Source organism: Hydrogenophaga sp. (assembly GCF_048549895.1).
Lineage (GTDB): Bacteria > Pseudomonadota > Gammaproteobacteria > Burkholderiales > Burkholderiaceae_C > Hydrogenophaga.
This window is the reverse complement of sequence record NZ_JBLYYB010000091.1, coordinates 1-25,053: the sequence shown is the minus strand read 5'-3', so window position 1 is coordinate 25,053 and position 25,053 is coordinate 1. Positions and strand designations below refer to the sequence as shown.

The window sequence follows — 25,053 nt, the reverse complement described above, 5'->3', positions numbered from 1 at the left end:
CGGGCGCGCTCACACGCGCGAGCCTCGCAAAGCGGCACCCTGCTCCGCAGCACCTGCCGCGCGATGCAATGAGCCCAGCGCCGCCATCCACACCATGCAGACCAAGAGCAACAGATAACGGGGTTCGCCAACGAACGAATCGAACAGCGACACCACCACCAGACCGACCAGCGCGGCGGTCAACGCCAGCGCGTGCGGGTCACCGGTCGACGCGGTGCTGAAACCGCGAACCACGCCCACACCCAGCAGCAGCACGAAGGCCACCAGGCCGAACAAGCCTTGATCGAACCCGACAGCAAGGAACAGATTGAGCACGCGCCACGAACGGTGGTCGTCCGAGGTGTAGCTCCAGTGGTCGCCACCCGACTCGAAGCTGCCGTTGCGCAGCAGCTCTTCGCCCTGCCCGGTGCGCAGGGTTATCTGCCGAACATCGACGCGCACGCCACCGGCGTTTTGGAGACCAAGCCGCACCGGTCGGCCCAGCCAACCCTCCGCCGGGCGCAATGTCGCCGTCGGGATGGACGCAGACACCGACTGCCAGCCTGGCTCGCCCTGCTTGAGGTCGAACCTTCGCACCACACAGTCTTCAGAGGAGAGCAGCCATTTCTGGCACACAAACGCGGCCACCGAGCCGACACCTCCCACGGACCGCGCCTGCAGCGCCAGTTCAACGCTCGCAGCGCCACCCAGCTCAATGAACTGGTCCAGGTACAGGTCGGGTCCGGGGCCCAACTGCAACTGGCTCACGCCTTCCTGCCGCACGAACCGGTGCATGGGCTTGAACGTGCCATCCTGGGTCTGTGTCACGGCATCCCAGTAAGTGCGGGCGGGAAATTGACCCAGACCGTTCCCGAACAACATGGCCATGGCACGCTCACCACCGATGCGGACCACGTTCTTGTATTGATCGACCCGCACCTGGAAGTCTTGCCCGACGATGGACAACCGCGCGCTGGCAAACGGGCTGATGGCCAGCGGATATGCCATGGCGGCAAGGACCACCAACAAGGCCGCCGAAGCCCAGGTGCGCACGCGCTTTTTCAGGAACGCGCGGCGTCCGAAGATGGCAACGACAGCACACACCACCACCGCCGCCAGGTGGGTCGTCCGCGTGAAGGTCACAACGATGGCGTAAGCCCCCGCCAGTGCAGCCGCGGTACAAAATAACCGCCAGGCCACCGATTTTCCGAACAAGGCGCCGATGAGTGCGAAAGACAATGCCGACACCAGGAAGGCATCGAGATACACACCGCCCAAGCGCATGGCCATCACAGGGCCGGCTACGCGATAAGGCGTGGAAAGATCCCACAGAGAAGCGAACGCCGCGCGCTCCCAGAAAACGAAGCCGGCAACACCGGCCAGGCCCACCACCAGCCCCACGGCGAACGAGCGCACCACAGGCAGCTGGTTGGCCATTTGCCGCCGTGCCAGGAGGTACAGGCACAAAGCCCAGATCAACCCTTTCAAGGGCCGCAGCGCTTGCCAGGGGCTCAGCGGCGTATCGGGGTGCTGCAACCCGGCAAGGTCCCAAGGTCGCAAGGCCACCAACGCCGCCACGGCAGCACTGAGCGCAAAGGCGCCCAGGGCGGCGCTCAGCCAACGGTCTTGCGGCTGCGTCGGGTCGCCCGCAGGCTGGCGAACCCACGCGATGACCACGCCGATCAACAGAAGCACGTCAAACTCGTCAACATATTCCCGGCCACTGAAAGCGGCCAGATCAAATGTCGGCAGCGCCGCAGCCACCACGCCGAACAACAGCACCGGCCGCCACCAGACCAGCAAGGCACTCACCGCCAGCACGACACCGACACCCGGTTGAAACACCGGAAAATGAAACAGCCAGGCACCAGCACCCAGAACCACCGGCAGCACCCACCAGGGCGACGGTCCTGTGGCCACGGCTGCAGGCGAAACGGTCATCGCAGAAACGTCCTCGGTCAACCGTTGTCCCGGCAGGACCTCCTTGCCCGGTTCAAAAAACCTGTGCAGCACAAGCGCGCTCACCGCCGCTGCGGCCGCTGCAATCAAGATGTTGGTCGGGTCGGGCCGGCTCGTTTCGGGAAACAGCTTGCCCAGTTCCACCGCGAGTGCCATACCAGCAGCCAACCAGGCCGCATGGCGTGCCGACAGCGACAAGGCCCAACACCACAGTCCGATGGGGGCGTACATGAAAGCGACGGTGAGCAGGCTCTGCAGTGCGACCGCTTCGCTGGTGTAGTAGTGGTAATAAAACGGAACGAAGCGAAGCTCGCCGCTGAACAACCGGGCCATCGCCTCACCGAGCGTTCGCCAGTCCCGGCTGCCCAGGCCGCTCAAGACCACGATTGCCAACAGATGCAGCACCACCAGCGGCCAGATGAACCGTCGCAACGCGACCCGCCATTGGGCAACGCCCCAGACATGCCGCTGGTTCCACAGCCACGCCCCCAGCAGCCAACCCGCACCGCGCGTGATCACCGACATGCCCTGACTCACACCGGAGGCCATGAACCACTGTCCGATCTCGATCGCCAGACCCAGACTGGCGCCCAGCCAGAAAGCCACCGGCAACGAAACCCGCGCATGTGCAGCGGGATACCACACCAGTGCAGAGCGGGCCCACAAGGCACCCAGCGGAACCACCACCGCAGCTTCGCTGAACAAGCGAGCGAGTTGACGCACAGCAGATTCCTGCACAAACACGGGGGCCACCACCCAGCCCCAGAACGAACCGCCCGCCTTGTCCGCCAGCTCGCTCGACGACAGCAGAAGGTCGAACGGGAACAGGGAAATCAGCAACACCACCAGCGCGCCGGCTGGCACCAGCGAAGCGGCCACCTCGCGCCAGTGGCCGCGCAGCACCGTTTGCAGGCCCGCCAGCCACGCCGTGCCGCGCCACGCCAGCACAACGCCCAGCGCCGTGCCCAGCCCTTCAGCCACCAGATCGTTGATGGAGACAGTGCGGGGAGGAAAGTACTGCTGTGAAAACTCGACTGCCACGGCGAGAGCAAGGCCAAAGCCCATGGCCAACACGCTGCTCAACAGCCGCCGCCCGATCCCCTGACCGGTCAGCAGTGCCGTGGTCAAAAAACCCACAGGCACATAGAGCACACCGTTGGCGATCCAGTCGGCTCGACCTTCCAGGCCGATGTCGAGCATGGGGATGTTCGCAAAACCCGCGAGTGCCTGCTCAAGCGGGATGTGACGAAACTCCAGCGGAACCAGGCTGCCGTACACCACGAACAAGACCCACACCCACCAGAGCACTTGCACCATCCACAACCGCCCAGGCCGGTTGTCATGTGGGATGCCTGCGGTTGGAAACATCCAAAGATGATAGTCGCAGGGCCGCGCGTCGATACCCGTGCCGGACTCGCTGCCGCGATACGTGACAATTGCGCGGGCAGGTGCTTCTTCATGAGCCCGACACCGCCAGAACCCCGAGTACTTTCCGTTCCAAGTGATGCCCACTCCCCCCCGCCACGTCGTCCACCTGATCTACCGCTTCACCACCGGCGGGCTCGAGAACGTCGTCGTCCAGCTGATCAACAACCTGCCGCACGGCGAGTTCCGGCACACCGTGGTGTCCATCACCGACGCGGACCCCCTGTTTGTGAAGCGCATCGCGCGCACCGACGTGGAAGTGATCTGCCTCGACAAGCCTCCGGGGCAACCCTTTGCCCTCTACCCCCAGACGTACCGCCTGCTGCGCCGCCTCAAACCCGACGTGGTGCACACCTGCAACCTGGCAGCGCTCGAATTCATGCCCATGGCGGCCTTGGCCCGCGTTCCCCTGCGCGTCCATGCCGAGCACGGCATGGACATGGGCGAGATCAACACCAAGAGCTCGCGCTACCTCACCCTGCGCAAGATCTACAAGCGCTTCGTGCACGAGTTCATTGCGGTGTCTGCGCCGCTGCACGGCTACCTGCAGCACAAACTGGGTGTGTCACCCGCTCATGTGCACCTGATCCCCAACGGGGTGGACACCCAGCAGTTCCGCCCGGCCCGCGCCCAAGATCCGGTGCCACCGGGGTTCCCGTTCGAACGCGACAAGCACTGGGTCATCGGCACCGTGGGGCGGCAAGTGCACATCAAGAACCCTTTGATGCTGGTGGATGCCTTCATCAGCCTGGCCCAGTCGGACCTTGCCGGCACCGAGCGCATGCGCCTGGCCATGGTGGGCGACGGACCCATGCAAAGCGAGATAAGCGAACGCTTGCGCGCCGCTGACCTGGAACACCGGGCCTGGCTGCCCGGCGTGCGCAGCGATGTGGCCGAGATCCTCCGTGCGCTGGACTGCTTCGTTCTCCCCTCCCTCTCTGAAGGGACCTCGTGCACACTGCAAGAAGCCATGGCCACCGGCCTGCCCATCGTGGTCACCGACGTGGGTGGCAATGCCGAGCTGCTGGAGCACGGCGCGTGTGGCGCGCTGGTGCCGTCGGGCAACACCCAAGCGCTCGCCAGGCAGCTGCTGGAACAGTTCCAGCAAGGTCCAGGCAACCCGATGGCAGCCACAGCCTTGACATCGGTGAACCACCGTTATGGCCTCACCGGCGTGATGCAGAAGTACCGCAACATCTTTCACCGCCAGTGAGCTCCATCAGCCCCCCCACCAGCGACCCCATGAAACCAGCATCCCCCCGATTCCGAATCGTCATGAGCGGCCCCCTTCCACCCGCGATCGGTGGCATGGCATCTGTCCTGGGCGCGTTGAGCGAGTCGAGCCTGGCCACACAGACAGACCTCATCCTCTTTGATACCGGCAAGAAAACCAGAGCCAACCGCTCCATGCTGGAAGGTATCCAGGCCCGCCTCACACTGATGAAGAACTGGCGCGCCTTGCTGCGGCGGCACCCCGAGAGCATTGCCCACATCCACACCTGCAGCGGCTTCACGTTCTTCCTGGATGGCGCGCTCCTGCTGCTGGCCAAATGGCAAGGCTGCCGCGTGGTCATGCACGTGCACGGCGCACGCTTTGACGCCTTTCTGGACGAACTCAACCCGGCCATGCTGGCGATCGCACGGTTTCTGGCCAGGCGAGCCGACGTGGTGATCGCCTTGTCGGATGACTGGAAATTGCGATTGCACCAGCGCCTGCCCGGCAGCCACATCGCCGTGTTGCCCAATGGCGTGCCGGAGCCCACAGGGGCGAACGTCAAAGCTGGCAACCCGCGCCCCGTGTTTGTTTTTCTCGGCAATCTGGGCAAGCGCAAAGGTGTTCCCGTGCTGCTGGATGCCCTCGAACTGGCGCAAGCGGATTGGGAGCTCGAGTTTGCTGGCGGAGACGAAGACGCCGGCTTCACGGCGTGGACCCAAAACGAAATCCAGCAAAGACAACTCTCGCACCGGGCCACCGTATTGGGACCCGTGGTGGGAGATGCCAAGGCGAAATTGCTGGTGCGCGCGGATGCCTTCGTTCTTCCTTCGCTGGCCGAAGGTTTGCCCATGTCTCTGCTCGAAGCCATGGCCGCGCGCCTGCCTGTGGTGGTCACCACGGTCGGCGCCATGCCCGAAGTCATCACCGATGGTGTAGAGGGTTATCTTGTCGCTCCAGCCGACGCCGCTGCGCTGGCCAAGGCCATGGACACCCTGGCGAACTCCGCCTCAAGACGCGAGGCCATGGGACTGATGGGACACGCCAAGTTCAGGGCCAGCTACAGCGTCGATGCCATGGCCCGGACACTGCTGGGCATTTACGAGCGCGAGTTCGGTTCTGCCGCCGGGCGAACCGGGCGTTGAAACTCAACCGTACCGCTTGCGATAAACCTGCTCGACCATGCGCCGGCCCGTCCTGTGCAGCGGCGAGCGCAGCGGAGCGGGTTGCTTCACCACCGGAACTGGCGTCAAGCCATGGAAGCCGCGCACGTTGAAGCTGTCCCGGTTCTTGTCCAGAAACGAGCAAAGCTTGTGGAAGCGATCTACCACCACCGCATCTGGCCGGTCCTTGGCGCGGTTGAGCAGTTCGAAGCCGTGCGAAAGGATCACAAAGGACTGGCGCTGCTGCTCCAGCGCTTGCCACAGCAAGCCTTCCATCTCACCGAACGAACAGGCCGTGAGCTGGGCGTGCCGTATCGAAGAAGTGCCATCTTCGAACACCGCCATGGGGTACTCGTACACACGGTCCAGCTCGAAGGGTTCGACCATTCGCTCACCCGGCATGACACCACTGTCTGAGCCGAACATGGACGCGTTGTAGCTGCTGTCGATAGGGATACCCACATCGGCCAGCGCCAAGAGCGTGTCGCGGTTGAAGGCAAAGCTGCCAGCGCGAAACGCTGTGATGTCCTGCACACCGGCCCGCTTCAAGAGCTCAAGACCTTTGGCGATCAGGATCGCCTGCTCTTCCCGGGAGAAATAGCGGAGGTGTTGGCGCTTTTCAGGCACCGCTGGAAGCACGAGCTGGGCAGCTTCGTCGGCCCATTCGGTGTGCAGATGGAGCTGCACTTCATGACCACGCTCTTGAATCAATCCCACGATTTCGTCCAGCGCTGCCTGACCGAATCGCAGTGAAAACAAAGGCTCAACAAAAAAAACACCCTTCAGACCGTGTCGATTCAACAGGTCCATCTGATAGGGCAAACCAAAACTGCCCTGAGACGTGGGCCCGTACACGTAGCGCTTGAAAGCGTCCGGGAATTTGCTGTCCAGGTCCGACCAGCCACTGCACCAGATCTCCACGTCCACAGTAAAAAACACATTGAGCATCGTTGTTTCCGGATTTGTCACCTTTCCCATTATGTGACAACAACTTAGAAATGAAACGATGTGTAAACAAGCCCCCTGTGCAGTATTGCACCCAGAAGCGCAAGGCCCGACGGGGGGTCAGGCAGGCTTGCGCAGCGCGGTGGAAAAACTCGGCAACAGCAGTGCAACGGGAAAGCCGAACGGCCGGCTCAGTGCGTCCACAGCATGCAAAACGGCCCGTTTGGACGCAGGCATGCCGGCGCCCTTTTTCCAGTCAAAGTAAGTCCCCGATCTGTCTTCCACATCCAGCTGTGTGTAGCGGGGAAAGCCTCGAAGAACATCCCATGGAAAGAGACCCCGCTCGACATCGGAGGCCGCCGGCCCGAAGCTTCTTGGCAAGTAGTTGACAAACCAGCGCCGGGAGTGGATCTCCACAGGCGAGAGTCGATTGGAAGTGCCCGCCACAAACAGGATGCCGCCGGGGGCCAGCACACGTTCCAGTTCCGACAAAACCGCCGGAAGGATCGCATACGGCACGTACTCCAGCACGCTGTTGCAGGTGATGAAGTCGAACGAACCGTCTGGCCAGGGCAGCGCTGTGCTGTCAGCGTGGCACGTGAATGTGATCGCGTCGCTGCAACCGTAGCGCGCCGCATTCTCTTTGGCCACCTCGATGTAGCGAGGTTCGACATCCATGGCCTGCACCTGCACGCCCAGGTGAGCCAACACCACAGACGTCGCCCCGATGTTGCAGCCGAACTCCAGGACACGCCGTGCCCCGCTCTGCTGCAGGTAACGCATCAAGGGATGCCTGCATTTCTCCCAAACATGATCGACATAACCACCGCTCCAGATCGAATCTGGATCTCCCCTCAAGAGACCCACCACTTTCTCGCGAAATCGCTCGTTGGCTGCCATGTCTGACAACCGGGGGGCAACTTCATCTTTGACCAGTTCAGAGGATTTGTTCGCAGCAGCCATATTTTCAAAAGGTTCCATTTGGAAAGTCACCACAAACACATGTTCTCAGCTCGACTCACCGAATGAATCATCAAACCATCACAGACTTCTGATGGCCTTCATGGCCATGCTCCGGTAGGCCGAAGACGTGAATCGATCACCCCCGATGAAATGAACGAGCCGGGCATGAGACATGTCCCCCTGCAAAATCCAGTAGGGATAATTTTCAAATGGCAGCAAGGCTTTCAAAGGCGAGTTGGCAATCAAATAATTGGATGCAAATTGTTCACTGCCCCACGCTTTCCAGACCCCGCTCCCCAAGGCTGATGACATCAGGCGAGAAATTCGTTCCACATCGTCGCGATCGATCGATCCGGGCGCAAAACCCGCGAAACCCGAACAGCCCCTTATATAAAAACTTCCCGCAAGTTCAGGAATGCTGTCCAAAGCCTTTTCAGCGAGCACCTGAATGTGACCGGACTGGCTGCCTTTCATGGCGTCGCTGGCTTCTTTCACCGTCACGAACCGCCGGCCGTCGTTGGTGGACAGCGTGAATGAAGCAGCTGCAGCAATGTGCTCACGGACTTCGACCGGGTCAGCAACCGTGACCGTATCGGAGTCGAGTTGCACGATGTAGTGATCCCGCGACAAATCTGCAATGGTCAACAAGCGTTCCCAGGTTCCTCCGACCGGACAAAAGCGAGACGACACACTTTTCCTGGGTATGAAATCCACCCGCCTCAGGTGGGCTCGAATGATGGCCTGGTCTTCGGGGGTGTAGCCATCGTCAACAACGACAAACCGGGCTGGCTTCACATACCGCGCAAATGTCTTGGCGGCAATTAGAAACATCAGCAAGTCCTTCTGATACGACTGGCTGAGCACCACGAGACCACTGGACTCGTCCAGTTCCACCGCCGGCGTCTTCAACACAGCACGGCAGAAAACATCAAACTCGCGCTGAAAGTAACGCCGCTTCAGACCGAGCTTCAAAGATTGCCAATCCATCACACAATATTCCTACAAATGGTTGACTGAGTTATTAATTCGGTTGCTACAAAGGATCGTCAATAAAAATGACTTTGTATCGCGGCATCTGATTTCAATAAACAAAAAAAGTACCAAGCATTTAGGTTCACACTACCCTGAAAAACTTGCCAAAGCCAATCATCGGGATGAAGTAATCGCCTCATACAGGTTCATCTGGACACCGACATATGCACTTCCCTCCCGCGACAAGTGACCGTTGTCGCGGTAAACGATCACATCACCCACGCCGGCCAGGCACTTACCCTCGGGGCAGATGCCATCCGCAAGCCAGATGACCTTGGTGTCTTTTTCAACTGCTCGCAGAAACTCAAGTACGGGCTTTTGTCGCGCATCCGCAAATGCCCTGTCAAAAGAACAGCCATCCGGCAACGAATTCAGAAAGGCCATCTTCGCCATACAGCGGCCAAGGTCCTTGCCGTTCTGAGGCGTCGTGGCAATCACAACAGGCGTGATGCCCAAGTCACGTATTCGCTGGAGGGTTGCTCTGAAGTGTGGCAACGCTTCAGCAGCCCCTGCGACCACGACGCCGCTGCGCAGCATCAGTTTGTTGCTCTCTCCAATGTACGTTGTGAAAGGGGAGCTCAGCACAGCGTACTTCACGCTCTTGTTGGACTTCAACCATTCGACGACTTTGTCGTTCACCTGTATGCACTTGGCAGCCCAACTGAGCGGGTACCTTTCGTTCGTTGGCGCTACGTCGAGAAATGGACCTCAAACCGACATCGTCATCTGGATGAAGCTTGCATCTTTGTTGGAGGCAGCAATTCCTTGGGCGAGATGCATTGCATACGAGTCACCCCAAAGCAGTATCTCGGGTGCGTCACTGGTGCGGCATTTTGGCGAAAGAGTGAAATCACCTTCGCAGACCTCGTTCAAGCCGTAGTTGCCAGTCAGTCTTGCCTCAAGCTCGCCCAAGCGAGCCTGCAGTTCAGTGCGGTCATAGAAGCCACTTGAGGTGTAGCCATAGACGCCAACCAACAACGGCGCCGCTATGGCGACTGCAGAAAAGGCAAAGACACCTTTGCGACCAATTTTTGTCTTGTCACGAAATGGCATCTCTACAAATCGCCAGCTCAAGTACGCAAGGCCAAGCGCAGCCAATGACAAAGCCCCATACAGCGCGGGACCAGGCGCATCAAGGCTGCGGTGGCGCGCAAACGCAAACAGCGGCTGATGCCAGAGATATGCGCTGTAGCTGACAAGTCCAATGCCGACAAGGATTCGATGTCCCAACAGTTGACCTACGGGGGTTTGGGGCGTCGCATACAAGATCACCAAGGCCGTGCCCACCGCCGGCACCAGAGCATAGAAACCGGGAAAGGGTGTGCTCTCATCAAACAAACAGACCGCAAGCAAGATCAGGAGCACGCCAGCAGAGCTGGCGAACTTCTTGATCCACAAGGCAGGAACCACATGGCGGTTGCCAGCCAGGTGAAAGGCGGTGAAAGAGCCCAACAAAAGCTCCCAGGCTCGCGACGGCAAGAGGAAAAAAGCACCCGACGGATTGGCACGAACACCCCACTCAGCGACCAGAAGGCTAGCGATGGCAATGACCACAAGTGATGCCACGGTCCACCTCCGCCCCCATCGCCAGAAGCCCATGAGAAACAACGGAAACAGCACGTAGTACTGCTCTTCTACAGCCAGACTCCACGTATGCAACAGAGGTTTGAGTTCGGACGCTGTGGCGAAGTAGCCGCTGTCTTGCCAGAACAGCACGTTGGACGAGAACAACGACACAGCGATAAGGCTTTTGGCGAACTCCTTCATGTCTGCAGGCAGCAGCCACACCCACGCAAACGCCCAACTGACCGTCATCACCAGCAGCAGTGCAGGCAGGATGCGCCGCGCCCGACGTTCATAGAACTTGATCAGAGAAAAATGACCTGCCTCCAGTTCTGAAAGGATGATGCTGGTGATCAAGTAGCCGCTGATGACAAAGAAAACGTCAACACCCACGAACCCGCCGCCGAACAGTTCGAAGCCCGCATGAAACAGAATGACTGGAACCACCGCCAACGCACGAAGCCCGTCAATCTCTCGCCTGTAATCCATGCTTGTTCCAAGGTTCCAATGATTTCTGCTGCGCACTGTTGACCACATGCATCGACTCAGCGCCGGACCGCGCCAGGGATCGACGCATCCAACACCGCACAGACAGCCTCCACATCGCCCTGGGTCATGCCCGGGCGGCAGGGCACGCCCAACAACCGCTGCTCCATGGCCTGCGCTTGTGACGCCTGGGCTCCGGGCGAAACAAACGCGGAATACCCGGTGCGCGTTTCAACGCCGAAGCTCAGGGCTTCGCGGCGCACGTCGTCCAAATCTGCCCCCTCGGGCAATAACAGCATCACGCGTGCAAGAAACCGGCCCGGCGCAAACTGCGGAAACTCCAAGTGCGGGCAAGCCTGCACGGCTCGGTGATACGCCTCGGAGATGCGCACCTTCTCTGCGACGAGCGCGTCGAGCCGGCCCAGTTGGGCCAGCGCTATGCCGGCTTCGAGATGGCTGATCCGCATGGCGGGTGCGGCAACGGGGGGCTCCCGCCCCAACGCGGTCAGCACCCGGCTCAGGTAGTAGCCCGAGTTGCCGGTGTAAACATGGCCAACATGGTTCCAGAGAAAGTCGGCCCATGGGCCTAGCCTGCCGCTGGCCGCAGGCAAACTCGCACAGGCTTCTCTGAGCTGGTCCGCCAGGGCCGGCCGGTTCACCAGCAACACCCCGCCCGAGCCCCGGATGCCACTGACGATGGTCTTGGATTGCGCAAAGCTGATCACGCCCACATCGCCAAACGTGCCCAGCAGCCGCCCGTCTTGCTGCACGCCCACCACCTGGGCAGCGTCGTCGATCAGAAACACATTGGCGGCGTCGCACAGTGCTTCTATTTCGAGAATACGCGCGGGGCAGCCGTACATGTGCGGCGCGATCACCGCCAGCGTGTCGGCATTCAGCGCAGCCTGAACATCGGCTGGAGCCAGGTTGAGGTCGGTCTGCACATCGACGCTGCGCACCCGCAGGCCGCAGGCAGCCACCGCCTGAACCACACTCGGGCAGATGTACGCCGGCACGATGACCTCCACACGCTCGGGCCGCTGGCACTTGAAGGCATTGAGCGCGATTTCGATGGCGTGGTGCCCGTAGTTGACGAGGTGCACCTCGGAAGGCGCATACACCTGCGCCAGCCTCTGCTTCAGCAAAGCAGGGTTGGGCCCCTGGTGCACGCGGCCGCGCAGCAAGCTGCCCGCCATGGCGGCGTATTCGCTGCCCGACCAGTCTGCAAAAGCCAGGGGTTGGCGCTTCAAGGGAGCGTTTGCCATGGGATGGCAGCTCAGCGCCTGAGCCGCTCAGCCAGCCGGAAGCTCACATGGTCGATCCACGGCATGGGATCGTCCCAGCGCCGGTAGGCATCAACCACGTGGTGCGAACGGGACGCGGCATCGGGCGGGTCGCCGCTTTCCTGCTGCGACCAGCGATCGATCTGCGATTCGCGCCAGACGCGGGGCGGGTTGACCGGGCTCACCGCGGGCGCGGCCAATCCCAGCTCGTGGCAATACGCCGCCAGAGGGAGGTTGCAACCGTTGAGGGTGGCCACCTCTTCCTGGAAATCGGTGCGCGCCACGGTGGGCTCCACCATGCAGAAGCGCCCGTCGCGCGCATCGCGCTTGTATTCCATGCTGCCGATGCCAGTGAACCCCACCTGCCGGAAGAAGACGGCGGTGGTGTCGGTGAGCTCCTGCGCGTGCTCCCAGGCGGCGGTGCAACTGGCCGTGCCACCAATGCGCGGCGGCCACGAACGGATCTTTCGGCCTGCAAACGAGCTCACCACCTCGCCTTGCCCACCGATGTACTGCAAACAGAAATAGATGTCGCCGTCGCCGCCCTCGATCCACTCCTGCACCACCATGTCGGCCAGCACCGGTTCTATCTCGTAGTAGAGCGCATCCACCTCGTCGGCCGAGGCCACCTTGTAGGCCTTCTTGAAACGGGCGCCGTACACATAACTCTTCTCGCTGGGTTTCAACACGCAGGGGAAGTTCAGCGCCCGCACCAGCGGCAGGTCTCGCGAGCTCTGCAGCCGCACCGTGCGCGGTACCGGCGCGGCAACAGCTTCGGCCAGTTCCTGGAATCCCTGCTTGTGCATCAGCTGCATCAGGCGCTGGTGCTCAGGCAGGCGGATCAACACCGAAGCCGGCAGGCTGGCACGCAGCGCTGAAACGGTGTTGACGGCTTTCTCTTCGGTGAGAAAGAGCACCACACGCGGCCCCAGAGGAGCGACAGTGCGCTCCAGCTCGGCCATGAACGCTGCCCCTTCCACCGTGGGCACCACCTGCGCACGGCCCCAGCGTGAACGCATGGCGGGTGAGCGTGGATCGGTGTCGAGCACCCACACCGGCACCCCCGCCGCTCCGAGGCTGCGCACCACGCCCAGCGCATTCAGGCCACCACCGACCACGATGGCCGGTGTTTTGTATCGGGTGTCTGGACTCGGCATCACGCCCTCGCCTGTTCTGCGCTGGCCACCGCACCGGGCTGCCGCCCGACCACGCCCTGCAACACCGCGATCAGTTTTTCGGCCTGGCGGTCCATGGAATAGCGCGTCAAGGCCGTCTGCCGCGCTTGCTGCCCCACGCTCATGCGCAAGGCCGGGTCTCGCAGGGCGCTCAAATGGCGCAGCCACTCCTCGGTGCTGCGAGCCAGGAAGCCGTTGATGCCCTGCTCCACCACCGGCTCATACGAAGGGATGGGCGTGGCCACCACCGGCAAGCCCATGGCCATCTTCAACGTGAGCCGGTTTTCCGACTTCACCTTCCACTCACCCGTGGGGTCGCGCACCGGGTCCACCTCGATCGGGATGATGCCGATGTCCGCCCGCTGCATGGCCTGGTACACCGAATCGGCACCCCATGCCTCGCACGCAATGCGACCGTCGGCCAGGAAACGCAGAAATCGCCAACGCTCGACCAAACCGCTCTTGGCCGCCATGGCCCACTGGTGCTCACGCCAGCGGCGCAGGCGAGCCCCGGAAGGCGAGTAACGGCCGACGATGGTCACCTTGAGCCAACTCGGCGGCCTGCCGAGCAGCGGCAGCCGATCAAGTGCAGCTGAAGTGACCAGCACCGCGTTCAACGGCTTCGCGCTTGAACCCGTGTGCGTGCCCCAATCGGTCTTGTGCAACGCTGGCCGCTCCACCCCGTCGTGCACCACCGACACCTTGTGCTGCTGTTCTTTGGGATACAGGCTCTTGAGGTAATCGGTCACGACGATGGTCGCGTCGGTCGCGTCGCACATGGCCGGGTTCACAAAGTCGCAGATGGCAAACACCGTCTTGATCCCGGCCTGCTTCAACTCACGGGCCAGCTCAAGCACGCTGTCGCCAAAGACTTTCTGCAACACCACCACCTGAAAATTGCCCGCCTTGATCTTCTCGGCGAGGCCCGATACGTCGGGCGTCTTGGTGCTGGTGGCGGGCTCAAACACGACGTGCGGATCAAACCCTGCAGAGCGCAGATATGGCAGCATGTTCAACACCACGATGCGGGTGCTGGGGATGGCGTTTTGTGTGTTGGAGAGCAACACGAAGCCGATTTTCACCTTGTCGCTCATGCAACTTTCCAAGGACCGGATTTCATTAGGATCGCCCCACCAAGCGTCTGGCACGGTCTCGCGAAATACCCATGGCGTTGGTCAGGGCGAGCAGGGCCGCGTAAGGTTTTCGCCCATACCAAGCGGCCTGCCACAAACAAGCCGAGGCACGCCGATCGTTGACCGCATACAAGCCATACGCTGCGTCCCACAGCCTGTTTTTCCAAGCCACGCGTTGGCTGGCTTTCAAGAGCGGCCCCGGCAACCACTTCATGCAAATGAGATAGACCGTGTACATGTAATGTGGTGAGGGGTTAGTAAAGATCGTTCGCACCATCGATGTAGCCACAATGCGATAACGCGCCACCGTGGCGGGGACATAAACGAACTCGTACTTTGAAGCCAGCCTCAGCCACATGTCGTAGTCTTCGTACGCAAGGCGTTCGTCATACATGCCCACATTCACCAAAGCCTGCCGTCGGATTAATGTCGACATGGCGGGAATGAAATTGCGGTTAGCCAGCTCTGCAAACACCGCGCCCGAAGGACGAGTGCAATCGGGTGCGTGCGAATCGATGAAGTTTTTCTCCAACCGGGCGCCGTCTTCGTCCATACGCGAGGCGTCTGAATAAATGACTGCCACCTGCTCGCCCGACTGAGTGGCCACAGCCAACTGACACTCGATTTTGGCTGGCTCCCAAGCATCGTCGGTGGCAATCATGCTGATGAATTCACCCTGGGATTTGGCCAATGCTTCGTTCAAGGTCTTGCACAGACCCACGTTCACGCTGTGTCGGATAAACAGGGCATCGGGTCGATGCACACGCAACCAATCTTCGATCAGCTGCGCAGAGCCGTCTTTGGAACAGTCGTCAGTAACGATCAGCTGAAAGTTCTGAAATGTCTGCGCAGCGATGCTGTCAAGGCACTCGATCAAAAATCGAGCGTGATTGAAACACAGCGCTATCACGGTCACTGCAGGCGCAGACGTAGCTTTGATTTCACTCACCTTTGAATTTCCTGGATCTCGCGCACACGGAGTTCAAGAAAGAGCGCGCTTAAGGTCAAAGTGAAGTTGCCGCGTCACGGCATGCAGAGATCACAGTGTTTAGCTGCAGAGCGGTCATCTGCGGCCAGATCGGCAGGCTCAACACCTCGTCATGGATCGCTTCAGCCACAGGCAAGCTGCCCACGCCCAGGTTCATCTCCGCATAGGCCGGCTGCCGGTGCGGCGCTACTGGGTAGTGGATCACGGTCCCGACACCACGCTGTGCCAATGCTGCGGCCAACGCGTCCCTGCGCGTGGAGCGCACCACAAACAGATGCCATACCGGCTCAGCCCATGACGGCACATGTGGCACGCCCAGCCCGCTGCCTTCCAGCGCAGCGCGGTATTCATCCGCAATGCGGCGCCGATCCACGTTCCAACCGTCGAGCAAGCGCAACTTCTCACGCAAGAAGGCGGCCTGCAGCTCATCGAGTCGGCTGTTGAAGCCCTTGAGCTCGTTGTGGTACTTGCGCTCTGATCCGTAGTTTCTCAGCACCCGCAACTTCGCGGCCAGCACGTCGTCGTTGGTGGTGATCGCACCTCCATCGCCCAAGGCGCCAAGGTTCTTGCCCGGATAGAAACTGAAACCTGCGGCATCACCCAAGCCGCCCACACGCCGGCCCTTGTAACGCGCGCCGTGGGCTTGCGCCGCGTCTTCCAGCACCTTCAGTCCGTGCCTGGCCGCCAAAGCATTGATACCGTCCATGTCCGCAGGCTGGCCATACAGATGCACCGGCATGATGGCGCGCGTGCGCGGCGTGATTGCAGCCTCGATGCGCGACACATCAAGATTGAACGTCTGTGGGTCAGGCTCCACAGGCACTGGTGTTGCTCCCGCGTAAGACACGGCAAGCCAGGTGGCAATGTAGGTGTTCGACGGAACGATGACTTCATCACCAGGCCCAACGTCCATGGCCTTGAGCACCAGGAACAAGGCATCAAGGCCATTGGCCACACCAATGGCATGCCGCGTTTCGCAGTACTGCGCAAACTCGGATTCGAACAGTTCGACCTCTTTGCCAAGGATGAAACTGCTGGAGCCCATGACACGCTGGTACGCGGCATCAAGCGCCGGACGCATGCTGTCGTGCATGGCCGACAGATCCAGAAAAGGAATGTTCATGCCTGCCACCGTGCTCTCATGAAGTCGCTGTATTCGCGGTAGTAGTCGTCTTCGGTGTACTTGTTGGAAGCAAGCACCATCAACACCGACCCCGAGGAAAAATTGTCGATGGTGCGCCAGATCATGGGGCACACATACAAGCCTTGGTAAGAGCGGTTCAGATGAACCCTGCGCTTGTCCTTGCCGTCGTCGAGCACGACGTCAAAACTGCCCGACATGGCGATGATCAACTGGTGCAGCCCCTTGTGGGCATGGCCTCCACGCTCGGAACCGCCAGGCACGTCGTAGAGGTAGTAAACCCGCTGTATCTCGAAGGGGATATGTATCCCACCTTCAATGGCCGTGAGGTTGCCGCGAGGGTCTTTGTGGATGGGAAGGTCCATCACCTTGCAGAGGTCAATTGACATGAACGGCTTTCAAAAAATGGCGTGTTGTCATGCAGATCTCTCGTCATCCACATGGCCAGTGACTCGGGCGGGGTTGCCCATGACGATGGCACCGTCGGGCACATCCCGGGTGACCACTGCACCGGCACCCACCATGGCACGTGCTCCGATGGTGAGACCGGGGAGGATGGTCGCATTCGCGCCGATGGAAGCCCCCGCCTTGACCAGCGTCTGTTTGAGCTCAAACGCATGCTGCTTGCTGCGCGGAAATCCATCGTTGGTGAACGTGGCGTTGGGGCCAATGAACACGCCGTCCTCCACCCGCAGCCCGTCCCAGAGCTGCACGCCGCATTTGATGGTGACATCGTTGCCCACGACCACATCGTTTTCGATGAAGACGCCGTCGCAGATGTTGCACCCAGAACCGATACAGGCACCGGGAAGGATGTGTGCGAAAGCCCATACGCGTGTGCCATCGCCGATGCTCTCGCTTTCGACAAGCGCATGTGAGTGTTTGAAAAAATTGGACATATCAGACCGCCATCAATTGGAACGACGATTTACAAAGAGCCGTCCGCCGACAAATTTCAGGACCACTTTTTCGGCGCTTTCCGGACGTCCGGAAAGCGACCACAAGACCAATATGCACAACGTATACGCAAGCGCCCCAAGACCGACCAATCCAAGAAGATGAGCTGCGGATGGCAAAGACAAGGACACTTGCTGCATGAGTCGATCAGCACTCAAGACGACAGCAGCCATCAAAAATGACGCCAGCATTGGTCGCCACATTACCAAAGCCAATTGAGTTTTGGTGGCGCCGGTCACAAGCGTAAATACCATCACGATGCCAACAAACCCAATCAAAGCAGAGACAAAGTGCGCATAGGCAGCGCCCAAGGCACCGTAATGCAGGCTGGCCCAGACAACCGCTGGCAGAGATACCGCCAGAAGGCTGGCAGACAGCATTGTGTTGGCCTTTGGTTTACCCATCGCCGACATGACCACGTACATGTTCCCTTGAAGCGCCCCCAGCAGGCCGCACAAACCGAGTACCTGCAAGATGGGAACCGCGTCCACCCACTGCGGGCCGAGCAGCAGCTCGACAACCAGATCCGAGACGCAGAACAACCCCACAGCGACTGGAAACGAGATGAAATTGATGAGGCCATACACCTCCAAAAAGCACACCAACAGCTTCTCCCGCGCTTTAGCAAGTTGAGCATAGGCAGGGTAGACAGCACGGTTCAGGGGAGCAATGAGTTCGCTGGAGGGCATGGCTGATATCTCCGCAGCCAAGTTGTAAATGCCAAGTCCGTAGCTTCCCACCGTGCGACCAAGTACGAAATCAGTAGAGCGGCTGTGCAGAAACTGGATGAGATTCGAAATGAACAACCACTTCGAAAAGTTGAACAGGTCCCCTCTTGCCGCCAATGAAAACCTCGGTCGGTAAGGGTGCAGCATGTAGCTGATGAGCACGGTCATCGCCTTGCCGGCAATGGTCGCAAAAATCAGCGCCCAGAAGCTGCGCAGTGTGAGCGCCAGCGTGATCACTATTGCAAACGCCGCGATGCGCTTGATGAACAGGTAGATGAATTCCATGCGGAAGTTCAACTCCTTGCGGAAAGCGACCGTGCCGATGTTCTCGAACCCACCGATCACCGCGCCGATGGCCAACACCGGCAGCATCAGCTCAAGCCGTGGCTCGCGGTAAAAGGCTGCAGCAGGAATCGCCATGGCCACAAGAAAAAGCGCGATGCACACACCAAAGATCACGTTGAAGGTCCAGGCGGTGTCGAAGTGGCTGCGCGCGGTGTCCTGGCGTTGGATGAGGGCCGAGTCAAAGCCAAACGCGCCCATGAGTTCAAGCAATGCCACCACCGCCATGGCCATGGCAACCAATCCGAAGTCAGACGGCGTGAGCACCCTCACCAGCACCAGCGTGCTGATCAACCCGATGCTCTTGTCCAGCAACTTGAAGCCCATGAGCCATGCGGCACCCTTGGCGATCTGTTTGCCGGTGGCGTGAGGTACGGTCATTTGCCTTGATCCGGCTGGGCTGACAAGGCAAGCTCCACCAACGTGTAGTGCCCCGTTCGGCAATTCACCGGTGTGCCCAACACCCGCCCTGCCGGGCTGATGCCCTGGGGCAACATGATGAAGCCGTAGCGGCTGACGCCAGGGCGTGGCTTGGGCGCATAGGGCAAGCCCAGGCACTGGCGCCATTGCCGGTCTTGTCCGCGAAACCACAGGGCTGCTTCTTCGCGGGTGTCTTGCTTGCGCCCCGGCTCAAAGCTTGTCTGCATCATCGCGGTGCCGTCGGTGAACTCACACGCCGCGTAGGCGGGGTTGCCGATGGTGGCCAACTGGGTGCGCCGGGCTGATTCAAACTCGTAGCGGTAGATCAGGTTGATGGCATCTGCCGGGGCGTCTTTCCCGGCGTCCATGCCCCATTCCATGCCGGTTTCGTCAAACAGCATGGCGATGGCGCGCCAGCTCTGGTCGCCTCCGGCGAAGCGGTGAACGGTGGCGAATTCGTCGTCGGTGTAATAGAACGACGACTCGTGGTCTCTGTCGCCGGTGCAGATCCAGAGGCGATCGCGGAAGCGGTCGTAGTGGATGGCGTGTATGTGCCTGATCTCACTGCGCGCGAAGCTCCAGCACACCTCCACCTTGCGCCTGGCTGCGTCCACGCGCGCAACGCGGCAGCCGCCGGGGTCGTCGTTGTATTCACCGTAATACGCGCATTGGCTGCGCGGATGCACGGCCACGCCACCTCGCAGTGGTGTGGCCACGGGCGGGTCAATGTCCACAGGCAGGACTTCGGCACACGTGCCGTGGCGGGTGGGTGAATACAGGTAGATCTGGTCGTAGATGACGAGCACATCGCGGGTGGGCAGCTCCACCATCGCCTGAATGCCCGGACCTGGCTTCAGCGTGCGCTTGAGCCAGCTGCGCGCCAGCCAGTCTTTGACGCGGCCCTGGACGCTTCTGGACTTGGGCGGTATGCGAAAGACCTTGCGCAAGCTGCTGGTTTCGTACGTGAACCAGTAGGCCCAATGGTCGTGTGTGCACCAGCAGCCGCTGGCGTTTGACCAGTGCGCCAGCATCTCGGGATGCACGGGTCTCAGGCGCGCGGAAATGACATCGAGCTTCACGGTGAAACGTGCGCCACGCGGTCAAAAAGCTGGCCCAGGCTGCCGGTCTGCGCGCTTCGGGAGTAGCGGAGCACCATCTGCCTGTTGTGCGCCAAGGCGTCTGCCTGCTCGCGGTCTGCGTTGGCGTCCAGGGTGGCCAGCAACGCAGCGCGTATGGATTCCTCCGCATGGATGTCGGCGATGTAGACGGCGTGAAACTTGTCCAGCTGGGCCGCTGTGCCACCCGCTGGGTCGACCACAGCCAGGATGGGGCGCTCGGAGCGCAGGTATTCGTAGATCTTGGCGGGTATCTGCGTGTTGAAGTTGCTGCCCTGAAAAACCAGCAACAGATCGGACCCCATCATTTCCGCGATGGCGCGGTGGTACGGAATGGGTGGACCGACTTCCACGCAGTCGGACACCCCGTGCCGCTGGGCGCACTCCATGACTTCTTCACCGTGGTGCGGGGCTCTGAAGCGTATGCAGAGTCGCTGGGGGTCCAGTTGTCCTTCGTCTATCAGCTTGCGCACTGCGGCAAAGAAGGTGGACGGGTCACGGTCCTGGGGGTAGATCAGGCCGCTGTGCAGCAGAAGCAGCGTGCCGTCTGCCACGCCTTCGCGCGAGGGCTCCACCTGCTCAAACGCTTCTTCGTCGTACCCGTTCTCGATCACATGGCATTTGCCGGCATGGTCGGGGTAGCGATGCTGGTACTCCTGAGCGGCGCTGGCCGTGGTGAACACGCAAGCCGAGGCGCGGCGCAGCACGCTGGCTTCGAGCCATTGCCACAGGCGCCGCTGCATCTTGTCGGCGGGATACCCGCTGTTGACCATGGGGTCGCGGAAATCGGCCACCCAGGGTATGCCGCTGAGCCGGGACAGGCTACCGCCGATGAGGTGCGCCGTGGAGATGGGGTAAGTGCTCCAGATCAGGCGTGGGCGCGCGCGGCGAATCTCTTTCATGCCGGTCCACACGGCTGGCAGCCACCAGGTGGACCAGCGGTCGGGCAAGGCGAAGAGCCTGGGGTATTTGCCTTTGATGGAGAGGTGCCGCGCTGCGTCGAGTGCGGTGGCCCGCACCACGGTGGTCTGCGCCGGTATGGAAGCCACCAGATCGTTGCGCTGCTCTTCGAACGCGCGGGGGGTGGCTGCCAACACAGAAGTCGCCCAACCTTGTTGGGGGAGGTACTTCACAAAATTGAGGGTTCGCAAAATGCCGCTGCTGCCGGCCTGGGGCGGAAAGTGAAACGCCACCATGAGCGCCCGCTTTTCGTTGGTTGCGCTCTCGCTCAGCATGGGCGAGCGCTGCATCATGTTGCGCATGAACTGCAGGTTCATGCGCCAGGCCGTCGGGCCCCAAGGTGTGAAACGGGGTATTTGAAGGAGAGAGGTGTCGGAGGACGCCACGCCGCGCATCGTGGTGAGCGCGTACCGGTAGCCTGCCTTTCGCACCATCTCGATGTGTTCCGGGCCAAAGTCTTTGCCGGGCGCGCCGTTGGGGTAGGCAAAGGCGGTGACCTTGCCGCGGATCATGGCTTCAATCTGCTCGCGCGCGCCGGCAATTTCGTCATAGGCCTGCGCCGGGGTGCAACGGCTCAAGATGGGATGGGTGACCGAATGCCCGCCGATGCCAAAGCCCCGGGAGTGCAGGTGCCGCAAGTCGGCCACGTCCATCATGGGCACCCGGTTGCGCTCAAAACCGGTGTGCTGCTCAAGCGCCATGAGCAGCCGCTCTTTTTCAGCAGGTTCCTGATACTTCAAGAAATCGTCGAGGCGGCGAATGGTGTTTTGCCGCTCGGTGGGTGTGTCGAATCTCGACGGCAAGAGTTCAATGCCAGGCCACTCCAGCGCGGGGGTTTCCGCTGGCGCTTGAGCCACTGCGTACAAGATGCGTTCGTTCCACATGGGCAGCCCGTCGTACTGGCCAGAGGTGACGAAAAAAGTGGCATGAACGCCCAGTTTTTCAAGCACAGGCACCACGCCGCCGACCCAGTCGGGGTAGCCGTCGTCAAAGGTGATGCACGCGGCGTTGGGAGGCAGGTTGCCGGCTCGCAACGACACCAGGGCTTCGTCGAGGGGCAAGATTCGAAACCGGCGCATGGTGGCTTGCAGCACGGTGGTGAAGTCGGCCAGATCCAGCTCGGCCGGGCACAGTGGGTGGTGGGTCTTGGGTATCTTGTGGAAAACGAGGGTGGTCAGCTTTCCGTTGGAGAAGCGCTTAAACATGGGCAACCCTCCCCTGCAGTGCAGAAGCCAGCGCCTTCTCCTTGGCGCCTTCCCGGATCAGTATCCGGTGAATGGCGGGCAGCACCATGATGAACAGGTACACCAGCTCGAAGTAAGCCAGGCTCACGCCCGCCCCGCCGGCCATGTAGGCCACGAGCGACAGGTTGATGGCGGTGGCGAGATCGGTTGCCCAGGTGGTGTCACCCTTGGTCTTGGCAGCAGCCGCTTTGATTCGCCAACGGTTGACGAACGCCGAGCCGAGCAGCGCAAGGAACAGAAACAGACCGAGGTAACCCATGTCGCCGAGCACCTGGAAATAGTTGCTGTGAGCGGCCTTGGCAACCATCTCGGGGATTTCGTAGTTGATGAAGTTGGGCGTTTCCTTGTACCGGTTCCAGATCCACTGTCTCTCACCCGCGTGGAAGCCGCCACCCAGCAGCGGGTTGTCATTGGCGATGTTCACGCTCACCTTCCAGGCGGCCACCCGTCCCAGGAACGACTGGTCTTCTGCAGCGTCCTTGATCGTCTCGATGCGCTCGAACCAGCGCTCGGGAGCGAACTGAACCACACCCACGGCGACGATCGCAACAAACACCGTGGACAACAGTTTTCTGGGACTGGTGATCCAGTACCAGACGCCCAGAATGGCGAGCGCCAGAAAACCACCCCGCGAGTTGGAACCCAGCACCGTCATCACGCACAGGGCGAAGGCGATGAGCGCAACCCAGCGGGCAATGCGGTGGCCGCTGTACTTCGCCAGGTACAGGATCAAGGGCAGCAACATCACCATGCCCAAGGCATACAGGTTGTTGTCAGTCAAGGACGAGGTGGGGATGCCGGTCACGTTGTGCCCGCCGCCTGACGAGATCATCTTCAAGCCGTCCAACACACCGTGAAAACCCAAACCCATCACCAGCACGATCAACATCACGTGGATGCGCCAGCGGGACGTTAGGAAGAAGGGCGCCATGAACGCCAGCACGATGCCCTTGAGAAAGATGTCCAGCCTGAACCAGACCGCAGGGTTGGGCTGCATTGAGAAGATGGCCGTGAGGATGGCATGAAACACGAAAAGAACCATGACCACCGCGGTGGCGTCAGGTGCGAACTGCCCGCGATCCTTGTCTTTCTCCATCCAGAGCATCACCAGCGCGATGCCTGCAAAAACAAACACAAACCGGAACTCCTGCATGAACCCGTAAAGATACAGCTGGGGCGAGAGTACGGTGGCAAACACCCACAACAGAAACGCCACAAAGCCGCTCCTGAAGGCCATGACCAGCATGACCAACAAGACGCCGAGCATCAACAAATCTCTCATTTGTTGACTTCTTCCTTGTTCTGTTTGAACGCGAAGAAACCCAGGTCGGAAGCCTCCACCTTGGGCTTCTTGCTCACGCGCATCACGACCCAGCAGCAATAGGTCACCACCAGAAGATCCAGCGCAAACAGAATCGACTCGATCATGGGGTCTCCTTTGTTGACGACAGCACGCTCGCCGACCGGGGTGCGCAGTCCATCAACGCAACACACCCTTGGTATCGATCACCACCTTGTCCTTGATCACCTGCGGGTCGATGGCCGTGAACTCGGCGTGGTCCACCAGCAGCAGCAGGATGTCGGCTTCCTTGAGCACGTCTTTGAGGTCGTACAGCGGGAAAGAAACTTTGTCCTTGGCCACGTTTGGATCGCACGCCATGACCTTGCCGATACCCGACTTGAGCAGGTTTTCCACGATGTCCATGGAAGGCGATTCGCGCATGTCGTCGATGTTGGCCTTGAAGGTCAGGCCCAGGGCTCCGATCACGGGCTCCTTGAAGCGCTGGGCCTTGGCACGCACCTTCTCGATCACCCAATGCGGCTTGGCATCGTTGACTTCGCGCGCGGTACGGATCAGGCGCGCCTCTTCTGGAGCGCTGGACACGATGAACCAGGGGTCCACCGCGATGCAGTGACCGCCCACGCCTGGCCCGGGCTGCAAGATGTTCACGCGCGGGTGGCGGTTGGCCAGCGCAATGGTTTCCCACACGTTGATGCCCAGGCGATCGCAAATGATGGAGAGTTCGTTGGCAAACGCGATGTTCACGTCGCGGAACGAGTTTTCCACCAGCTTGGAGAGTTCTGCCGTGCGGCTGTCGGTTTCCAGAATCGCGCCGTTGCAGAAGGTTTTGTAGAGCGTGCGGGCCTTCGCAATGGCCGCCTTGGTGGTGCCACCGATGATGCGGTCGTTGTCCACCAGCTCACGCAGGATATGACCGGGCAGCACGCGCTCGGGGCAGTGAGCCGTGTGCACCTTGCCTGCGAGCTCGGGCCGCTCGGTGGCGATGATCTTTTCAATCACCTCGGTGGTGCCCACCGGCGAGGTGGACTCCAGGATCACAAGGTTGTCTTCGCGCAAATAGGGCACGATGGCGCGCGTGGCGGCTTCCACATAGCTCAGGTCGGGCGCCTTGGGGTTGCCGCCCTCTTCCTTGAACGGCGTGGGCACGGCGAGGATGAACGTGTCGCCCTCCTCGGGGGTGAGCGAGGCGCGCAGGTTGCCGCTGTTCACAGCCGAGCGCACCAGGATGTCGAGGTCGGGCTCGACGATGTGGATGCGGCCGGAGTTGATGGTGTCCACTGCCTTGGCGTTCACGTCCACACCCAGCACCTGGTGTCCCTTGGTGGCCAGCATGGAAGCGGTGGGCAGGCCGATGTAACCCAGGCCCATGACGATGATTTTTTGCAGTTCTCGTGCCATTTCAGTTCCCTCTCATGTTTTGAATGTGCTCAATGATTCTTTCCACGGCCTTGCCGTCACCGTATGGATTGTGCGCGCGCGACATGGCGGCGTAGGCGTCGGCGTCCACCAGCAGGCGGCGCGCCTCGGCCACGATTT

General features: G+C 60.9%; 19 protein-coding genes and 2 pseudogenes. 2 read left to right on the top strand and 19 right to left on the bottom strand.

Annotated features, from left to right (window positions below; genetic code table 11):
* Window positions 1-9: 9 nt before the first annotated feature.
* Window positions 10-3,255, bottom strand: a complete 3,246-nt coding sequence (locus ACN4F8_RS09905) for a VanZ family protein (RefSeq protein WP_419473428.1) — start codon at window positions 3,253-3,255, stop codon at window positions 10-12.
* A gap of 187 nt (window positions 3,256-3,442) precedes the next feature.
* Here ACN4F8_RS09905 and ACN4F8_RS09900 point away from each other — a divergent pair, with 187 nt between their 5' ends.
* Together ACN4F8_RS09900 and ACN4F8_RS09895 are read left to right on the top strand one after the other, a co-directional pair.
* Window positions 3,443-4,576, top strand: coding sequence for a TIGR03088 family PEP-CTERM/XrtA system glycosyltransferase (locus ACN4F8_RS09900; protein ID WP_419473427.1), 1,134 nt, complete (start codon window positions 3,443-3,445; stop codon window positions 4,574-4,576).
* A gap of 95 nt (window positions 4,577-4,671) precedes the next feature.
* Window positions 4,672-5,721 (top strand): glycosyltransferase family 4 protein, encoded by a 1,050-nt coding sequence (locus ACN4F8_RS09895; protein WP_419473426.1) that lies wholly within the window; start codon window positions 4,672-4,674, stop codon window positions 5,719-5,721.
* 3 nt (window positions 5,722-5,724) lie between these two features.
* Here ACN4F8_RS09895 and ACN4F8_RS09890 read toward each other — a convergent pair whose 3' ends face one another.
* From ACN4F8_RS09890 to wecC, 18 genes and pseudogenes are all read right to left on the bottom strand, one after another.
* The gene (locus ACN4F8_RS09890) at window positions 5,725-6,687 is read right to left on the bottom strand and encodes a polysaccharide deacetylase family protein (protein WP_419473425.1); all 963 of its coding nucleotides are present in this window, start codon (window positions 6,685-6,687) and stop codon (window positions 5,725-5,727) included.
* Between the two features lie 117 nt (window positions 6,688-6,804).
* A complete protein-coding gene (locus ACN4F8_RS09885) occupies window positions 6,805-7,665 on the bottom strand; it encodes a methyltransferase domain-containing protein (protein WP_419473424.1) in 861 nt (286 codons plus the stop codon).
* 60 nt (window positions 7,666-7,725) lie between these two features.
* Window positions 7,726-8,634, bottom strand: coding sequence for a glycosyltransferase family A protein (locus ACN4F8_RS09880; protein ID WP_419473423.1), 909 nt, complete (start codon window positions 8,632-8,634; stop codon window positions 7,726-7,728).
* Between the two features lie 159 nt (window positions 8,635-8,793).
* Window positions 8,794-10,731: pseudogene (locus ACN4F8_RS09875) on the bottom strand (acyltransferase family protein).
* A gap of 56 nt (window positions 10,732-10,787) precedes the next feature.
* Window positions 10,788-11,993 carry a DegT/DnrJ/EryC1/StrS family aminotransferase gene (locus ACN4F8_RS09870; protein ID WP_419473422.1) on the bottom strand — a complete coding sequence of 402 codons (1,206 nt, stop codon included), beginning with the start codon at window positions 11,991-11,993 and terminating at the stop codon, window positions 10,788-10,790.
* An 11-nt stretch (window positions 11,994-12,004) separates the two neighbouring features.
* Window positions 12,005-13,168: a carboxylate--amine ligase gene (locus ACN4F8_RS09865; RefSeq protein ID WP_419473421.1), complete on the bottom strand. Its 1,164-nt coding sequence runs from the start codon at window positions 13,166-13,168 to the stop codon at window positions 12,005-12,007.
* Window positions 13,168-14,280 (bottom strand): glycosyltransferase family protein, encoded by a 1,113-nt coding sequence (locus ACN4F8_RS09860; protein ID WP_419473420.1) that lies wholly within the window; start codon window positions 14,278-14,280, stop codon window positions 13,168-13,170. The genes ACN4F8_RS09865 and ACN4F8_RS09860 overlap by 1 nt, the downstream gene beginning before the upstream one ends.
* Before the next feature lie 25 nt (window positions 14,281-14,305).
* Window positions 14,306-15,268, bottom strand: a complete 963-nt coding sequence (locus ACN4F8_RS09855) for a glycosyltransferase (protein WP_419473419.1) — start codon at window positions 15,266-15,268, stop codon at window positions 14,306-14,308.
* 55 nt (window positions 15,269-15,323) lie between these two features.
* Window positions 15,324-16,430 (bottom strand): DegT/DnrJ/EryC1/StrS family aminotransferase, encoded by a 1,107-nt coding sequence (locus ACN4F8_RS09850; RefSeq protein WP_419473437.1) that lies wholly within the window; start codon window positions 16,428-16,430, stop codon window positions 15,324-15,326.
* The gene (locus ACN4F8_RS09845; protein WP_419473418.1) at window positions 16,427-16,837 is read right to left on the bottom strand and encodes a sugar 3,4-ketoisomerase; all 411 of its coding nucleotides are present in this window, start codon (window positions 16,835-16,837) and stop codon (window positions 16,427-16,429) included. Before ACN4F8_RS09845 ends, ACN4F8_RS09850 begins: the two co-directional genes overlap by 4 nt.
* A 27-nt stretch (window positions 16,838-16,864) precedes the next feature.
* Entirely contained in the window at window positions 16,865-17,191 is a 327-nt protein-coding gene (locus ACN4F8_RS09840; protein WP_419473436.1) for an acyltransferase, read from the bottom strand.
* A 24-nt stretch (window positions 17,192-17,215) separates the two neighbouring features.
* A pseudogene (locus ACN4F8_RS09835) lies at window positions 17,216-17,347 on the bottom strand (isomerase); the annotation flags it as partial.
* A 12-nt stretch (window positions 17,348-17,359) separates the two neighbouring features.
* Window positions 17,360-18,856: a lipopolysaccharide biosynthesis protein gene (locus ACN4F8_RS09830; protein ID WP_419473417.1), complete on the bottom strand. Its 1,497-nt coding sequence runs from the start codon at window positions 18,854-18,856 to the stop codon at window positions 17,360-17,362.
* On the bottom strand, window positions 18,853-19,974 hold the full coding sequence (locus ACN4F8_RS09825; protein WP_419473416.1) for a hypothetical protein: 1,122 nt from the start codon (window positions 19,972-19,974) through the stop codon (window positions 18,853-18,855). The genes ACN4F8_RS09830 and ACN4F8_RS09825 overlap by 4 nt, the downstream gene beginning before the upstream one ends.
* On the bottom strand, window positions 19,971-22,175 hold the full coding sequence (locus tag ACN4F8_RS09820) for a polysaccharide deacetylase family protein (protein WP_419473415.1): 2,205 nt from the start codon (window positions 22,173-22,175) through the stop codon (window positions 19,971-19,973). The genes ACN4F8_RS09825 and ACN4F8_RS09820 overlap by 4 nt, the downstream gene beginning before the upstream one ends.
* On the bottom strand, window positions 22,168-23,496 hold the full coding sequence (locus tag ACN4F8_RS09815) for a putative O-glycosylation ligase, exosortase A system-associated (RefSeq protein WP_419473414.1): 1,329 nt from the start codon (window positions 23,494-23,496) through the stop codon (window positions 22,168-22,170). The genes ACN4F8_RS09820 and ACN4F8_RS09815 overlap by 8 nt, the downstream gene beginning before the upstream one ends.
* Window positions 23,493-23,642: a hypothetical protein gene (locus tag ACN4F8_RS09810; protein WP_419473413.1), complete on the bottom strand. Its 150-nt coding sequence runs from the start codon at window positions 23,640-23,642 to the stop codon at window positions 23,493-23,495. Before ACN4F8_RS09810 ends, ACN4F8_RS09815 begins: the two co-directional genes overlap by 4 nt.
* A 52-nt stretch (window positions 23,643-23,694) precedes the next feature.
* Window positions 23,695-24,915 (bottom strand): UDP-N-acetyl-D-mannosamine dehydrogenase, encoded by a 1,221-nt coding sequence (gene wecC / locus ACN4F8_RS09805; protein WP_419473412.1) that lies wholly within the window; start codon window positions 24,913-24,915, stop codon window positions 23,695-23,697.
* Window positions 24,916-25,053 lie beyond the last annotated feature (138 nt).

Excerpts from the sequence above, each read along its gene's own strand:
- ACN4F8_RS09905 (WP_419473428.1), bottom strand. The coding sequence starts at position 3,255 with ATGGTGCAAGTGCTCTGGTGGGTGTGGGTCTTGTTCGTGGTGTACGGC.
- ACN4F8_RS09900 (WP_419473427.1), top strand. The coding sequence starts at position 3,443 with ATGCCCACTCCCCCCCGCCACGTCGTCCACCTGATCTACCGCTTCACC.
- ACN4F8_RS09895 (WP_419473426.1), top strand. The coding sequence starts at position 4,672 with ATGGCATCTGTCCTGGGCGCGTTGAGCGAGTCGAGCCTGGCCACACAG.
- ACN4F8_RS09890 (WP_419473425.1), bottom strand. The coding sequence starts at position 6,687 with ATGCTCAATGTGTTTTTTACTGTGGACGTGGAGATCTGGTGCAGTGGC.
- ACN4F8_RS09885 (WP_419473424.1), bottom strand. The coding sequence starts at position 7,665 with ATGGAACCTTTTGAAAATATGGCTGCTGCGAACAAATCCTCTGAACTG.
- ACN4F8_RS09880 (WP_419473423.1), bottom strand. The coding sequence starts at position 8,634 with ATGGATTGGCAATCTTTGAAGCTCGGTCTGAAGCGGCGTTACTTTCAG.
- ACN4F8_RS09870 (WP_419473422.1), bottom strand. The coding sequence starts at position 11,993 with ATGGCAAACGCTCCCTTGAAGCGCCAACCCCTGGCTTTTGCAGACTGG.
- ACN4F8_RS09865 (WP_419473421.1), bottom strand. The coding sequence starts at position 13,168 with ATGCCGAGTCCAGACACCCGATACAAAACACCGGCCATCGTGGTCGGT.
- ACN4F8_RS09860 (WP_419473420.1), bottom strand. The coding sequence starts at position 14,280 with ATGAGCGACAAGGTGAAAATCGGCTTCGTGTTGCTCTCCAACACACAA.
- ACN4F8_RS09850 (WP_419473437.1), bottom strand. The coding sequence starts at position 16,430 with ATGAACATTCCTTTTCTGGATCTGTCGGCCATGCACGACAGCATGCGT.
- ACN4F8_RS09845 (WP_419473418.1), bottom strand. The coding sequence starts at position 16,837 with ATGTCAATTGACCTCTGCAAGGTGATGGACCTTCCCATCCACAAAGAC.
- ACN4F8_RS09830 (WP_419473417.1), bottom strand. The coding sequence starts at position 18,856 with ATGACCGTACCTCACGCCACCGGCAAACAGATCGCCAAGGGTGCCGCA.
- ACN4F8_RS09820 (WP_419473415.1), bottom strand. The coding sequence starts at position 22,175 with ATGTTTAAGCGCTTCTCCAACGGAAAGCTGACCACCCTCGTTTTCCAC.
- ACN4F8_RS09815 (WP_419473414.1), bottom strand. The coding sequence starts at position 23,496 with ATGAGAGATTTGTTGATGCTCGGCGTCTTGTTGGTCATGCTGGTCATG.
- ACN4F8_RS09810 (WP_419473413.1), bottom strand. The coding sequence starts at position 23,642 with ATGATCGAGTCGATTCTGTTTGCGCTGGATCTTCTGGTGGTGACCTAT.
- wecC (WP_419473412.1), bottom strand. The coding sequence starts at position 24,915 with ATGGCACGAGAACTGCAAAAAATCATCGTCATGGGCCTGGGTTACATC.